The sequence below is a fragment of the SAR324 cluster bacterium genome (genome assembly GCA_015232315.1).
Lineage (GTDB): Bacteria > SAR324 > SAR324 > SAR324 > NAC60-12 > JADFZZ01.
The window spans coordinates 158,375-172,398 of record JADFZZ010000004.1; the positions used below are offsets into that span (position 1 = coordinate 158,375).

At 45.4% G+C, this 14,024-nt stretch carries 13 protein-coding genes; 7 read left to right on the forward strand and 6 right to left on the reverse strand.

Features of this window, described 5'->3' with window-relative positions:
- Positions 1-341: 341 nt before the first annotated feature.
- On the forward strand, positions 342-1,493 hold the full coding sequence (locus HQM11_05075; protein ID MBF0350379.1) for a hypothetical protein: 1,152 nt from the start codon (positions 342-344) through the stop codon (positions 1,491-1,493).
- Positions 1,494-1,565: 72 nt separating this feature from the next.
- On the opposite strand, the gene HQM11_05080 is transcribed toward HQM11_05075, so the two are convergent.
- Both HQM11_05080 and HQM11_05085 read right to left on the reverse strand, forming a co-directional pair.
- Positions 1,566-2,426, reverse strand: a complete 861-nt coding sequence (locus HQM11_05080) for a dienelactone hydrolase family protein (GenBank protein MBF0350380.1) — start codon at positions 2,424-2,426, stop codon at positions 1,566-1,568.
- A 252-nt stretch (positions 2,427-2,678) separates the two neighbouring features.
- The gene (locus HQM11_05085) at positions 2,679-3,578 is read right to left on the reverse strand and encodes a DMT family transporter (GenBank protein MBF0350381.1); all 900 of its coding nucleotides are present in this window, start codon (positions 3,576-3,578) and stop codon (positions 2,679-2,681) included.
- A 191-nt stretch (positions 3,579-3,769) separates the two neighbouring features.
- Here HQM11_05085 and HQM11_05090 point away from each other — a divergent pair, with 191 nt between their 5' ends.
- The 3 genes from HQM11_05090 to HQM11_05100 are packed head-to-tail and all read left to right on the forward strand — an operon-like array spanning position 3,770 to position 5,547.
- On the forward strand, positions 3,770-4,555 hold the full coding sequence (locus HQM11_05090; GenBank protein ID MBF0350382.1) for an outer membrane lipoprotein-sorting protein: 786 nt from the start codon (positions 3,770-3,772) through the stop codon (positions 4,553-4,555).
- A 6-nt stretch (positions 4,556-4,561) separates the two neighbouring features.
- The gene (locus HQM11_05095) at positions 4,562-4,999 is read left to right on the forward strand and encodes a D-tyrosyl-tRNA(Tyr) deacylase (GenBank protein ID MBF0350383.1); all 438 of its coding nucleotides are present in this window, start codon (positions 4,562-4,564) and stop codon (positions 4,997-4,999) included.
- Between the two features lie 50 nt (positions 5,000-5,049).
- A complete protein-coding gene (locus tag HQM11_05100; GenBank protein ID MBF0350384.1) occupies positions 5,050-5,547 on the forward strand; it encodes a low molecular weight phosphotyrosine protein phosphatase in 498 nt (165 codons plus the stop codon).
- A 71-nt stretch (positions 5,548-5,618) separates the two neighbouring features.
- Here HQM11_05100 and HQM11_05105 read toward each other — a convergent pair whose 3' ends face one another.
- Positions 5,619-5,741: a transposase gene (locus HQM11_05105; GenBank protein ID MBF0350385.1), complete on the reverse strand. Its 123-nt coding sequence runs from the start codon at positions 5,739-5,741 to the stop codon at positions 5,619-5,621.
- Between the two features lie 235 nt (positions 5,742-5,976).
- On the opposite strand from HQM11_05105, the gene HQM11_05110 reads away from it, so the two are divergent.
- Positions 5,977-6,240, forward strand: a complete 264-nt coding sequence (locus tag HQM11_05110; protein ID MBF0350386.1) for a hypothetical protein — start codon at positions 5,977-5,979, stop codon at positions 6,238-6,240.
- 62 nt (positions 6,241-6,302) lie between these two features.
- Complete coding sequence (locus HQM11_05115) at positions 6,303-7,508, forward strand: anhydro-N-acetylmuramic acid kinase (GenBank protein ID MBF0350387.1); 1,206 nt, start codon at positions 6,303-6,305, stop codon at positions 7,506-7,508.
- Between the two features lie 16 nt (positions 7,509-7,524).
- Here HQM11_05115 and HQM11_05120 read toward each other — a convergent pair whose 3' ends face one another.
- Complete coding sequence (locus HQM11_05120; protein ID MBF0350388.1) at positions 7,525-8,436, reverse strand: acyltransferase; 912 nt, start codon at positions 8,434-8,436, stop codon at positions 7,525-7,527.
- A 261-nt stretch (positions 8,437-8,697) separates the two neighbouring features.
- On the opposite strand from HQM11_05120, the gene HQM11_05125 reads away from it, so the two are divergent.
- The gene (locus tag HQM11_05125; protein MBF0350389.1) at positions 8,698-10,245 is read left to right on the forward strand and encodes an AarF/ABC1/UbiB kinase family protein; all 1,548 of its coding nucleotides are present in this window, start codon (positions 8,698-8,700) and stop codon (positions 10,243-10,245) included.
- A 59-nt stretch (positions 10,246-10,304) separates the two neighbouring features.
- On the opposite strand, the gene HQM11_05130 is transcribed toward HQM11_05125, so the two are convergent.
- Both HQM11_05130 and HQM11_05135 read right to left on the reverse strand, forming a co-directional pair.
- The gene (locus HQM11_05130) at positions 10,305-11,240 is read right to left on the reverse strand and encodes a chemotaxis protein CheV (GenBank protein ID MBF0350390.1); all 936 of its coding nucleotides are present in this window, start codon (positions 11,238-11,240) and stop codon (positions 10,305-10,307) included.
- Between the two features lie 63 nt (positions 11,241-11,303).
- The gene (locus HQM11_05135) at positions 11,304-14,000 is read right to left on the reverse strand and encodes a PAS domain-containing protein (GenBank protein MBF0350391.1); all 2,697 of its coding nucleotides are present in this window, start codon (positions 13,998-14,000) and stop codon (positions 11,304-11,306) included.
- Positions 14,001-14,024: the final 24 nt, after the last annotated feature.

Sequence of the window (14,024 nt, forward strand, 5' to 3'; positions counted from 1 at the left end):
CATATTTTAAATAGTATGTGAAAAAATAGTAACTTAGCGACATCTGAACACACACCAAAGGCTGTGTTGTAGTGCTGTACAGGTAATGCTTTTTGTAAAAAAATGATCTCTAAAGCATCACCTGTGCAGTACTGCCCATTCTTTGATCTGTACTTCCTCGTTCGTTTCCGTTAAATATCCCACTGAAGGACCCTTGAATTTCTTTGGGAAATTGCTGCCATTAAAACGGTTTGGTTCAACAGGAAATTTAATGCAGTCTGCGTTGTAATAAACTTCTTATACGTTATGATTATTCTGGCCTGAAACCATCAGTTTATAACTATTATCTTAGAGGAAACGTCATGGCCCTCAAATCTGCTATTGAAACCCATTATGAAAAAGAAGACTCCGGGAAAGTTGTGTTTGAAGAGCGCAAAGACGCTTTGGCAGAAATTTCCAAATATCTGGAATTGCTGGTGGAATTGAAAAAATCCAAAGATCTGGATAAAGCATTGATTCCGGCTCTGGATGAAATTCATTTCAAACTGGAAAGCCTAAAGTTCACAGACATCCCCGAAAAAGAGCTTCATGCCAAAATAAAAAAATACACAAGGGTACCTTTGGGAGAAGGCAAATTCATGCATCTGAGTGCTTTCCTCAGCGGCACTGGGGAGGCCAAGGTGGTCAAATCCCAACAGGAATATCTCGATCAGGTTCAGAAAATGATCAAAAACACGATGGGCAATCTGACCAATCTACTCATTTTCAAAAAGGAGGATGAACACCTTCAGGCTTTTTTTGATGATCTGCAATCCATGAACAACAATACCAACTATGAAGATGTTAAAACCCGCATGGACCACCTGACCATGAGCGGAATCATTAAGCATTACAATCAGATCAAACTGGATTTCCTGAAAAACTGGCTGGCGCCATTTCAAGCTCAATTGAACAAGCCCATTGAGCAAATGACGGCAGAAGACATGCAGGGTGCGTTGCACAAAGTGGACGGTTTAAAAAAGAAAGAACTGGAGGAACTTGGCGTCAGAGTCACCAATGAAGCCTATAAAGAGTTCAGACCCTACAACCGGGTCATGCATGAACTCATGAATGGAAAATCCGCTGATTTCTGGGGGTCGATTGAATGCCGTGATGAATTTGTGGATTTGATGCAGAAAATCATCAATCGTTTTTCCTTCAAACTGGAAAATCATTTTCTGGTGTTTGAAATGGCGGATAAAAGCATTGCCTATATGATCGGGTTTCCTGACGATGCGTTCAAAACCGCAAAAAAACTCAAGGATGGACGCACCGGCATGACGCCACACATGAAAGTGTTTTTTCAGACACCGGATAAAAAATACAAGGAAATGTGCAAGGAAAACGCGGAAAACACCACCCAGTTTTATAAAACACTGAGAACCGCGGTTGTTCCATTCCTCAGTTCAATGGCCATGATTCTCGGTGTTGAACTGAGTCAGGAACTCAAGGATGTGTTTGAAATCTGGATCTGAAAAATCCCAATGGAATGGCAAAAGAATAAGTTGAAAATGAGACAGGTGCCCCTATCAACGCTACCGCACCGGTCATGACAGGTTGGCTTTAAGAAACGTGATAGTCCGGGACCATGCGAGTTTTGCCGCCTGCGCATTGTACCGTGCTTCATTGGTGTCATTGTTGAACGCATGCTGAACCCCTTCATACTGGTGAAGTTCATACCGGATTTTTGCGGCATCAAGAGCTTTGACATATTCTGGTATTCCCTGATTGATACGGTCATCAATTCCAGCGTAATGCAACATTATCGGAACTTTTATGGATGGAACATCCGCACTGGCAGGTTGTTTGCCATAAAAAGCGACAGACGCGTTCAAATCGCTGGAATGTATTGCCAGTTGATTGGCCAGACCGCCACCCCAGCAAAAACCGACACAACCTGTTTTCCCTGAAGATCGCGGCAATTTTTTCAGGAAAGATACGGCACGAACATAATTGTTGAGCGTTTCATTCATGTCCAGTTCCTGGATCATATTTCTGGCCTGATCCATGTCTGGAGGTGTTCCGCCTTTAGGGGCCAGGGCATCAGGGGCCAGGGCAATGAAGCCTTCCAGGGCCAGTCGTCGGGTGATATCCGCGATGTGAGGATGCAAACCCCGGTTTTCATGAATCACCACCACACCAGGCAGTGATCCGGTAATTTTTGAAGGTTGGGCCAGATACCCTTTGAGGGGGCCGTTCTCTCCTGCATATTCCACCATTTTGGTTTCCAATCGTTCATCGTTGGCTGAAATGGTTTCAGCTTTAGCATAATTGCTTTCAAGAATGGGCAACAGCGACAGGGCCATCATGCTTCCACCGGCAAGCCTGGCTAAACGGTCCAGAAAATCCCGGCGGTTCATGGTGGAATGAATGTATTCATCGTAAAGATTGATGTATTTTTGTTCCATAATTATCCTCTTGAAAAGTTATTTAACGGAAGTCCTCATTCCTGGTAAGCGTTCAGCTTTCAGTATTCAGCTTTCAGTGTTTATGCGCCTCAGAAGCATTATGATTCAATAGCAGAAAATATCGTTAGGCTTCCAGTCTTTGATAATTTCTGAAAACTGATAGCTGACGGCTGAACGTGTACCATTTCTGAGTTAGGCTTTAGCCGAAAAGTATTTTTCCATGCCGGAAACTTGCCCAAGGGAAGTTCACTTTTAAGCTTTAACCTTTATAGCTGATGGAAACAACGCAAACAGGATTCCGGACAGAATCAGAACACCTCCCAAGCCCTCATACCATGAAAGCCAGTGTCCGAGTACCAGAAACTCTGTGATCAGGGTCGAAACAGGAGTGAAGGTGCTGATGAGCACTGTTTTGGAAACAGACAGATAACGCAAGGAATAAATGTAGGCCAGTCGGGCACCAAACGGACCAAGCAATCCCAGCAGAATCAACAGACGCCACTCGAATGCGCCAATCTGTTGAACTTCGGAAATAAGTTGTGCATCCATAGACATGAAAAAAACTGAAAACCCCAGTCTCCAGAAATTGATCACTTGCGGATCAACCCGATGAATGATCTTTTTTGAAACCACCTGCGTGGCGGCAAAGGCCGCCGCTGAACAAACAGCCCATAAGACAGGAGTCCAGCCAGCCAGATCAAAGGTGAGTGAATCGATTTTGGTGACAACCACGCCTCCAAGGGAAACAAGCATTCCGCCCCATAGCCGGAGTCCGGTTTGTTCTTTCAGAAACAGCCAGCTCATCAGCATGGCAAGCATCACTTCTCCCCGTTGAATGATCATACCCAAGGTAGGAGCCATGCCCATGAAGGCCTTGCCAATGGCATAATTTCCCAGAGTTGCCAGTCCTGCCACACCGAGCAGCACCAGAAACAGGGGAATTGGTACTATCACTTTGGGCCGTTTCCACAGGATTCCCGGTACAGACATCAGGAACGCACAGCCAAACATGCCATAAACCACACCCATGGGGGAAACGGTTTTCAGAGCGATAGCATAGGGAATCGCTGTCAGGCCTGCACCCGTCATGCCGGCGACGGCCAGCAGATATCCGGTATAGGTCTGTTTCCAGGAAAGATCATGTGGAGTCATTGGTGCCATACCGAAGAATTTGGTGCATGAATTTCAGGTAACGCAAAGAAAGGTCTTCCCCTTTTCAAAATGATTATGCTAAGAAGATAAGCAGTCGGGCAAACCTTTTTCACTATTGATTTTTCAGACCTGAGCCTTAACAGACTGTTCGGGAATAAAAATTCATGCGCATTGGATGACAGGAGGAGAAAATGTACAAATGGTTTATAATAATTGTTGCTGGATTTATAACAACGCAGGCGTATGGGCAAACCGCTCACGAAATTATCAGCAAGGTCCGGGACAGGGAAATTGGCAATGCCACCAAGACTCGCATGACCATGGTTTTGATTGAAAAAGATAAAACGCAACGTGTCCGGGAGTTGATTTCCTTCAGCAAAAGTGATGAATCGCAAAGTAAGGATCTGCTTTATTTTGAATCGCCTCCTGATATGAAAGGGACAGGCTTTCTCAACATTCGTGTTCGTGAAAAAAATGGTGAAAAAGATCAATGGCTGTATCTGCCCGCCTTAAAAAAAGTAAAACGGATCGCGTCCAGCGAAAGCGGTGGTGATTTTCTGGGTTCAGACTTCAGCTACAGTGATATGGGTGGAACAGACATTGACAACTACAATTACGCTCTGAAAGGAGAAGAAACGGTCAATGGTTACGAGACCTACCAGATTATTTCCCAACCTAAAACGGATGCGATCGCCAAGCAGTTTGGCTATCGTAAAAGTATCCTCTGGGTTGCCAAAGATATCTGGCTGGTGGTCAAAGCCATCAATTACACCACCAAACCCGGTGAAATAAAATTGATGGAAGCGTCCGACATCAAGGAAGTGAATGGAATCTGGACCGCCTACAAAATCCAGATGAGCCGTCTTCAGGAAAAAGCATTTCAGCATGCCACGATCATGGTTCTCAATGAGGTGGAATACAATGCGGATATTGATGATGGCATTTTCACCGAACGCCAGCTCATGAAAGGATTCTGAACCTTCATGCGTGTGGTGTTACAAAGAGTCCGTGAAGCCAGGGTTACCGTTGATGAACAGACGCTTGGTCAAATTGGACCCGGATTATTGCTGTTCACAGGCATTACCCATGATGACAGGCAGAGCAATGCGGAATTCCTGGCTGAAAAATGTATCAATCTCCGTGTCTTTGAAGATGAACATGGAAAAATGAACCGTTCCTGTCTGGAATGTCAGGGTGAGATTCTGGTTGTGTCTCAATTCACCTTGTATGGTAACTGTCAGAAAGGTCGTCGACCGGGCTTTGATCAGGCCGCCCCGCCATCCCTGGCTCAGGAACTGTATGACTATTTTGTCCAGATTTTGCAAAAATCCTCCTTAAATATCCAGACAGGCCGATTTCAGGCCACAATGCAGGTTCATCTGATCAATGATGGACCCGTCACTTTGATTCTGGAAAAATAACCTGATGCGTCCGCATCACCTGCTTACATCCTCTTATTCCTGAAAGACTTATGAACTCACCTCAAAGCGTAAAAATCCTGTTTGTCTGCATGGGCAATATCTGTCGTTCACCCGCCGCTGAGGGAATCATGCAAACCCTGGTGCGTCAAGCTGGACTCAACGACCGGATTGTCTGTGATTCTGCCGGAACCATTGGCTATCATACCGGGGAAAAAGCAGACGCCAGAATGCGAAGTCATTCCCAAAAGCGAGGCTATGAGTTATTGAGTTTATCCCGCCAGTTTGATCCCGGACGTGATTTTGAAAAATTTGATCTGATCATCACCATGGATAATCACAACTATAAGGATGTTATCGCCATGTCTCTGGACAATGTCTCGAGGAAAAAAGTGTTTCGCATGACCGATTTCTGCCAGAGGATAAAAGACATCCATGAAGTGCCAGATCCTTATTATGATGGGGATCAAGGATTTGAAATGGTGCTGGACCTTCTTGAAGATGCTTGCACCGGCCTGTTGGAATATGTCAGAAAAACATGGAATCTGTAATCATGCAATGTGATGTAACTGTGATCATCCATGGCTGTTCACTTCTCTGGTAGGACGGGACTACGTGCCCGTCAAAAATCGGTGCCTCCTCTCTGCGAGATTTTCAAAATATCTCGAATCAGGTGCGCCCAGCACAACTGACGTTTCATGGCATCGACCCAATTGTCAGTCGAATAACGATCTGAAACGAGAATTCCTTAGGTGAAACCCTATTGCCTCTGCACAAAAAATGACTTTCCATTAAAAATCAGCTTTTAAATTACAAAAAAACATTCATACTCTCCGCAATTCATTGATGGACATGAGGATTAATGCCTCCTGATTCTGTATTGCCATTCCTTTTGGGTGCTCAGTTCATTCAGGCGTAGTTTGTGCATAACTCCTGTATCTTTTCCCCCTGATTGTTCAAATCATACCTGTGAGGTGTTCATGGAGAACGACGTTTTAAGTTTTACCAGTGAGGTCATCAATGTTTTGTCAAAAGCTGAGTCCATCAAAGAACCTGGTCAAAGCGGATGGGATCGATTGAATCGGTTGCGTTCCATGAAAAAAGAATCCCACGATATGGCATTGCATCGACTGAACAGTTTGACAGCAAGATCGACCCACAGGGAAACAACACATGATGAACTGATCGACTCTCTGGTAGATGCCATTGATGGCATGGCCGGATACATTGCGTCGCATGGTTGAACCAAACCTCTCATATATATTGCCGGGGCGAAAATTGCTCCGGAGTGCCTGTTTAAATTCCCATGAAATCAGATTCCAGCTTGCCCAAATTGCTGAACATTGCCCAAAAACATGAACACCGCATTATTGGCGTAATGTCTGGAACTTCCCTGGATGGTGTGGATCTGGCGTTGGTTAAATTTGCAACCCACGGCAAAAAATTCAGTTTTGACGTGGAATTTTTTACCACTGTTCCTTATCCCTCTCCCCTTAAAAAACTGTTGCACGAACAAATGCTGGAACACACGGCCAACGTAAGGTCTATCTGTTCGGTCCATCAGGATCTCGGGCTGTTTCTGGGGGAAGTGATTGCCGCGCAACTCCAGCAGTGGGATGTTTCACCTCATGAGGTGGACTGTATTGCCAGTCACGGACAAACGATTTATCATTTGCCACACGGTACAAGATGGGATGGTGCACCCCTGAAAGCAACCCTGCAAATTGGCGATGGCGATCAGATTGCGGTCAAAACCGGCATCATCACCATTTCTGATTTCAGAGTGAAAGATATTGCCTATGGTGGGGATGGTGCGCCCTTGATTCCCTATGCGGATTATTTATTATTTGGACAGCGGGAAGAATCGTTGGTTCTGCACAATCTGGGCGGTATCAGCAATCTGACTTTTCTGCCGGGGCAAGGTAAAACTGAGGGAATTCTGGCCTTTGATACTGGTCCGGCCAATGTTCTGATCAATCTGGCGGTAGAACATTGTGTGGATCCAACCCTGGCGTTTGACCCGGAAGGAAAATTAGCCGCAGAAGGTAAGACATCAACTCCGTTGTTGAAGCGAATGCTGGAGCATCCTTTTTTTCAGCAACATCCGCCCAAATCCACAGGTCGGGAAGCCTTTGGGTATGCCTATCTTCAGGAAGTCCTGCAATGGTCTGAAGCCAGAAACCTGGACACTCGTGACTTGCTGGCCACGCTCACCATGCTGACCGCCCGATCCATTCAAATCGCCTATGATACTTTTTTGCCGTCCAGGAACTTAACGGCCTATTTTAGCGGAGGTGGGGCACACAATCTCACCTTGATGCAAAATATTCAGCAATGTCTGCCAACCTGTAAAATTTTGCCCTTTGAAAACCTCGGGCTTTCCACAGATTCGAGAGAAGCTGTGAGTTTTGCGTTGTTTGCTCATGAATTACTCACAGGCCGAACGGTCACATTTCCCGGAATCACCGGCAACTCAAGCTTCACCACCCTCGGAAAAATTTCAATTCCATAAGCGCGGATCCATGAATTCAGTCGTTTGATCCGGTTTGCTGAACGCCTTTCATTCGTGTGATATTCTGATCCTTGCTGATCCATAATTGATTGACCCATTCCTGAAAATTCTGCCGAAATGCGTCATCTTCTTCATAATTGCCATGAATCAGTTCCGGGGGAACACGCATTTCTTCAATATGGACTTTTACAGCAGGAATGTTTCCTGAAAGCAGATCCCAGAATTTGGGGGGATTGTGATTTCCCGGATAAACGATGGTGATGTTGAGAATATTGTTGATGTAGTCGCCCATGGATGACATGACCAGCGCAATTCCACCAGCCTTGGGATTTAGAAGATATTGAAATCTTGAATTACGGTTCTTGTGTTTTTCATGAGTAAAGCGTGTTCCTTCCAGAAAATTAATCACTGAAACATGGAGTTCCTTGAATTTCTCACAGGCTTTACGGGTGGTTTCATAATCTTTGCCTTTCATTTCAGGATGTTTTTTCAGATATTCCTTGGAATACCGTTTCATGAAGGGAAAATCCAAAGCCCACCAGGCGAATCCCAGAAGTGGCACCCAGATCAGCTCTCGCTTGAGGAAAAACCGTAAAAATGGAATTTTCCGATTGAATAAATACTGAAGAATCACAATATCTGCCCAGGACTGATGATTGGAAATCACCAGATATGATTTTTCCAGAGACAGATTTTCCACGTCACCGGAAATTTCAATTTGAGTTTTCTGTCGGGTCAGCACCTTGCTGTTGTTATCAATCCATTGGTTTGAAATTATCACCATGGCTTTGTTACAGAAAAGTCGAATCCCTTTGACGGGAAACATAATTTTAAGCAGGGTGAAGGGAATGAGCAGTAACACCAGCAGTGTGTTGGCGGTGACTAACAGAGAGTTGAAACAGCCAAGAATGAATGAGCCCTTTGTCATGACGACCTTATACTGGAAAGTTTTCAATATGAATTGGTTGATCAATGTTTGGCCTACGATGCAACAGGTTTCTCCAAAAACTCAAGTTTACCGCTCAATACTTTGATCCTGAAATTCTCCGGTATCAGCGATTGATACTCCTGTACCAAACAAAAGAGCGTTTAGCATTGAAGCTTGCCTGTAATTTGCTTTCTAATGGTTTGACCGCATAATGGTCAAGCATTATCCATGGATTTGTTCCTGCTCGAGAAGGTTGAACGAATGAAAAAAAAATTGCTCACAAGAGGAATGGCAATTGCCCGTCTGGGAATGAAAGCGCACTCCTTCAAAAAAAATGAAGATGAAACTGTTCGTGACGCCGCAAGAAGTTATCTGGTTCAACAGATGGGACAGTTGAAAGGTTTGCCTCAAAAAGTGGGACAAATTATTTCCATGTCGGCCTCAGAAAAGGAAAACCCGCAGTTCATGAAGCTGGTAAATCAGGGGGAAGCCCTGCCCTTGTCGGTGATTCTGGAGTTGCTGGAAACATCGTGGCGCTGTTCCCCGTTTGATGTGCTGGAATCAATTGAGGAAACCGGGATGGCCGCATCGCTTGGTCAGGTGCACCGCGCGTTTTTGAAAGATGGCCGGGAGGTCGCGGTTAAAATACGTTATCCGGGGATCAGGGATGCGGTACACAACGATTTGAAAATGCTGGGATGGTTATCCGCGCCTTTTGGCGGTATGAAAAAATTTGATATGGAAGAATACCAACGGGTTTTTTCTGAAACCCTGAATCAGGAGATGGACTATCTCCGGGAATGCCAACAACAGAAACAGTTTTATCAGTTGTCGAAAAACAGTCGAATTTACTCCTGGATCGTTCCTGAAGTGATTGACGCCTGGTGTACCGATCAGGTGTTGATGACTTCATGGGAGCAAGGCGAGGATATTCATGCGGTCTGTCAAAACTGGTCAAGGGAGGAAAAAAAACAACTTCAAACCATCATTGCGGATATTTTTTTCAAATGCGTGTTTGACGCAGGTGTCTTTCATGCGGATCCTCATCCCGGAAACTACGCTTTTCGCAAACGCGATGGCCGGATTGAAGTGGTGATGTATGATTTTGGCTGTGTCGCGAATCTTTCAACAGAAGCCAGGATGGCCATTCTTAAACTTTATGAAGGGGTTTGCGGTCAGGGAAAATATTCGCCCTATCCCTGGTATGTTTATCTCGGGTTCAATGAAACTTATCTGGAACCGATCGCTCCTAAAATTCCCTGGTTCACGGAAGTTCTGATGGAACCGTTTGCCTGTGAAATCAAATTTGATCTGAGTCGCTGGAACCGCACTGCCAGAATTGCCGAAATGATGGCCGATGATCGCTGGAATATCCGCATTGCCGCACCTCCCTCCATTTTGTTGTTGATGCGGGGATTTGCGGGATTGTTTTATTATCTGGAACGATTGGGGCCTGAAATGTGGCTTTATCTCTACATGCAGGATCTTCTGAAACAATTTGAAAAAGAACTGCTGGATACAATTCCGCCAGTGGTCAGACTACAACCTGTGTATGACGACATGGCACGATGGCTTAAAATCAAGGTCACAGAATATGGTGCCACCAAAGTTCAGATCACCATGAAACGCTCGGCTGTGGAAGATCTGGAAGAACTGTTACCTCAGGATATTGCACAGAAAGTCAGGGATCAAAATATTGATTTGTCTCATCTTGTCGCTGAGGCGCGTGCCAATATTTTCCGTCCCGGAGATATTTTTATTATGGAAATACCAGAGCGGCACAAATTGATACGAGTTTGGCTGGAGTAAAAAAGAACGTGGTAGAGACGTGACATGTACGTCTCTACAGCATCCGATGCGGCAAGGCGTTAGTTTTTGAGGCAGAAACGATCTACGGCTTCAAGGAGTCCCGCAAAGTTGTTTTTCGCGATATGCGCGTCCGCGTAAACACTTTGGGATTTCTGGATCATTTGTTCATCAAACATCGAGGACAGAATGATGACCGGAATTTCAGGGATGTCTTCCTTGATTTTACGACACAGGGTAATGCCATCCATCTTGGGCATTTCAATGTCTGTGATGATCACACTGACATAATCCGTAATATGATTATGTTCATGAACAGCCTTGATTTTCAGGGCATGGACTGTATTGAACAGGTCAAGTCCGTTGCTGAACAGGGTGATATCTTTATATTCCGCGATTCTAAGATTTTCCCTGACACCCTCCTTGAACGTGACTGAATCATCGGCCAGCATGATTTTTGATGCGTTCCTTCTGCTTTTTTTATCTTCAATTGAAAGTTTCTGGCTTTCATTCTGGACAAATTTCCGGCTTTCAGGGTTGATATCAAAAATAATCCCTTCAAAATCAAGAACCAGAAGTTCCCGTTCATCAATGGTGGTGGTGCCGACGATGCGTGAAGTGTACTGAGACAGGGTATGGGGCACTGGATGCAGATTTTCCCACGAAATCCGATGAATACGGTTCACCCCGTTTGTCAGAAATCCGTTGAGCGCACCGTTGAATTCACAGACCAGCGCAATGGGAATGTGTGGTTCGGTGAAGGGTTTTCGTTTCAGATGCAGATTCAGATCAATCAGTGGAATCGCCTGTCCATGATACAGAACGGTTCCAAGGACAGAGGGATAGGTGTTGGGCAATTTGGTGACGCTGGCAAAATCGAATTTTACAATCTGTCGGATTTTGGCCACATTGATGCCGAAGCTCTGATGTCCCAGATAAAATTCCAGGAATTCCACTTCATTGGTTCCTGATTCCAGGAGAATGTTGTGCTCTGTCATAAGGCCTTGTGGAAATGGGAACGGATGGTTTCCGTTCCCAGGTGTTGAGGAACCCTAAAGGGGTCAATATTTTCCAAATTCATCATCATCCAATTGGATTACCTGACTGGGATGAATCTTTTTGCCTTTGGAAGCTGGCGGCAGATTGGCCGGTTTTGGTGTCGGGTTGGGCCTTGGTGCCGCTGGAGCCGGTATGACTGGTTTGGGTGCTGCCGCAGGGGGCCGACCACCTCCCGTCTGTGCCAGATATTGCTGGAAAGCCTGCATCATTTCAGGTGGAATATTCATGGGCAGATCGTAGTTCACTTTCTTTTCTTTCAAACGGAACCGTGACAGTTGTTCTTTCAACTGAATGGATTGTCCGGAAAGTTCTTCAGCGGCCGCCGCACTTTGTTCGGAACTGGCTGAATTCTGCTGGGTCACCTGTTCAATCTGATTGAGTCCCTGGTTGATTTGTGAAATGCCTGAAGCCTGTTCCCGGCTGGCGGCAGTGATTTCGCTGACCAGATCTCGCACCTTGGTGATACTGTTTACAATTTCTGTCAAAGCGTCTGCTGTTTTATCCGCAATTTCAATTCCTCTGCGAACTTTTTTGATGGAATCACCGATCATTTCAGTGGTTTCCTTGGCGGCTTGAGCACTGCGTGCCGCAAGATTGCGTACTTCATTGGCGACAACCGCAAAGCCTTTGCCATGGGTTCCCGCACGGGCGGCTTCCACAGCGGCATTGAGTGCCAACAGGTTTGTTTGAAAGGCGATTTCGTCAATCACCTTGATGATTTTTGAAATGTTTTGACTGGAATCATCAATGGCCGCCATGGCCACTGTCATTTCTTTCATCTGCTGGTCACCAACTTCGGCGCTTTCACGTGCGACCTTGGCGAGTTTGTTTGCCTGATCGGCATTTTGAGCGTTTTGTTCAGTTTGAGAGGACATTTCCGCAATGGACGCGCTGATTTGTTCCACCGATGCGGCCTGCTCCGTAGCACCCTGGGCCAAAGCCTGGCTGGAATCCGCGATTTGCCGGCTACCTTCCGCAATTTCAATGGATGCCTGCTGGATTTGACCCAGCATATCGTTCAAGCCATCCACAATTTTCAAAATGGCATTCCCCATTGCGTCAACATCTGATTTGGGGATAATATTTACTGTCAGATCCCCTTCGGATATCGTTTCAGCCGAAGTTGATAATTCGCGGAGTGAGTCCAGTGTTGTGTTCAATGCGTTTTTAAGCATGGCGTGATCACCCTTGTATTCACCTGTGACATAGGCATTCACATCACCCCGGGCAATATGCGCCAGTTTCTCACGAATTTCCCCGATGGGTTCGACAATGGCTTCAATGATTTGGTTGATATTGGTGATCATGGGTTTGTAAGCTTCTGGCATTTCTGCGACATTGCCCCGGTCATGGAGTTGTCCTTGTGTAACGGCATTGAGCAACCGGTTAATTTCTTTTTTATAAATAGCCCGTTCATTGTAATCCACCCATTCGACACCATTACCGATATGGTTGCCATCTTTATCCCGGAGTGCCATGGCGTTCAATCCGAAAGCCAGGCCGCCAACAGAAATTTCTGTTTTATAGGGCAGGTTTCGAGGATTTCCAAGAATGCTCCGCTGATGTGCCGGGTTTTTATGAAACTCATCCAGATTGCGGCCAATGAGTTTGTCCACGTCAAATCCGGGAAACAGGCTTTTGAAAATGTGGGTATATTGCCGCATCATTTTCAGAACGGAAGGATTGCAATAGGTGATCTTGAAGTCAGTATCGCATACCATGAAATTGGTGGTTGATTCTTCTATCATGCAGGATAGTCGGGCCGCTTCCTGTTCTTTGGAACGCTCCTTGGAGATATCTTTCCATTCCAGTGTGGCTCCGATGTAATTTCCCTGACCATCAATAATGGCATTCACACTGAGTCTGAATATCAGGTGCATGACATCAATTTCTGTGCTGTAGGGTAAATTGGACGGATTGCCCAGAAGTGAACGTTGACGTGAGGGATCCTGATGGAAATCATCAATGCTTCGGCCAATCAGTTTGTCTGGATGGAAATCCCTGAATCGTGTCTGAAACGCTTTCAAATGGGTTTTGAACATACTCCTGGCGGTTTTGCTCACATAGGTAATCCGAAGGTCTCGATCACACATCATGATGTTGACGCTTGAATTGTCAACAGCCGCGCGGAGGGCATTCAGATCATTTGCCATGTCAATTGTTTCAGTCATAGAGGACTCCTTTGGGTTCAATAAATTAGAAACCGGATGATGTTCATGACGGGCATCCGGCGTTTCAACAATCTTAAATTTATTTGAATGTTCTTTCGGCGATGGTTCCAGTTGATAGGTTTTCAACAGGGTGTGAAAAATCACATTGAGAAATTCAAGCCATGAATTCCGGATTTCCAGGCTCCATTCCGTGCCATAGTCTTCACGGAGCAAGGCCAGTAAGCGCGTTCTGATTCTCCCGACAAATTCAGGTAAAAATCCGTATTTCTGAGCAGATTGCCCAAGTTGGATCCATTGTGGGATCCATAATTCAGGGTTTTCTGTGTTTGCCAATAGTTCCCGGCACCAATACCTGACAACGGATTCCAGTTCAGCAGGAGCGATATTCTGAAAATACTGCCATTCGGTCAAAAACGGTTTAAGTGACAAGACCCATGAGATCACTTGAGCTGGATTGTTTAATCCCTGGATAAACTTTTCGAGAATTTCAACCTTAAATCCAAGCGGGTTCTGTATCAGGGCATGCATTCTTTCCGTATTCTGATGGATTGA

What these genes read in the sequence shown, in the direction of transcription:
- HQM11_05075 (MBF0350379.1), top strand. Translation starts at nt 342, where the DNA reads ATGGCCCTCAAATCTGCTATTGAAACCCATTATGAAAAAGAAGACTCC.
- HQM11_05080 (MBF0350380.1), bottom strand. Translation starts at nt 2,426, where the DNA reads ATGGAACAAAAATACATCAATCTTTACGATGAATACATTCATTCCACC.
- HQM11_05085 (MBF0350381.1), bottom strand. Translation starts at nt 3,578, where the DNA reads ATGACTCCACATGATCTTTCCTGGAAACAGACCTATACCGGATATCTG.
- HQM11_05090 (MBF0350382.1), top strand. Translation starts at nt 3,770, where the DNA reads ATGTACAAATGGTTTATAATAATTGTTGCTGGATTTATAACAACGCAG.
- HQM11_05095 (MBF0350383.1), top strand. Translation starts at nt 4,562, where the DNA reads ATGCGTGTGGTGTTACAAAGAGTCCGTGAAGCCAGGGTTACCGTTGAT.
- HQM11_05100 (MBF0350384.1), top strand. Translation starts at nt 5,050, where the DNA reads ATGAACTCACCTCAAAGCGTAAAAATCCTGTTTGTCTGCATGGGCAAT.
- HQM11_05110 (MBF0350386.1), top strand. Translation starts at nt 5,977, where the DNA reads ATGGAGAACGACGTTTTAAGTTTTACCAGTGAGGTCATCAATGTTTTG.
- HQM11_05115 (MBF0350387.1), top strand. Translation starts at nt 6,303, where the DNA reads ATGAAATCAGATTCCAGCTTGCCCAAATTGCTGAACATTGCCCAAAAA.
- HQM11_05120 (MBF0350388.1), bottom strand. Translation starts at nt 8,436, where the DNA reads ATGACAAAGGGCTCATTCATTCTTGGCTGTTTCAACTCTCTGTTAGTC.
- HQM11_05125 (MBF0350389.1), top strand. Translation starts at nt 8,698, where the DNA reads ATGAAAAAAAAATTGCTCACAAGAGGAATGGCAATTGCCCGTCTGGGA.
- HQM11_05130 (MBF0350390.1), bottom strand. Translation starts at nt 11,240, where the DNA reads ATGACAGAGCACAACATTCTCCTGGAATCAGGAACCAATGAAGTGGAA.
- HQM11_05135 (MBF0350391.1), bottom strand. Translation starts at nt 14,000, where the DNA reads ATGCATGCCCTGATACAGAACCCGCTTGGATTTAAGGTTGAAATTCTC.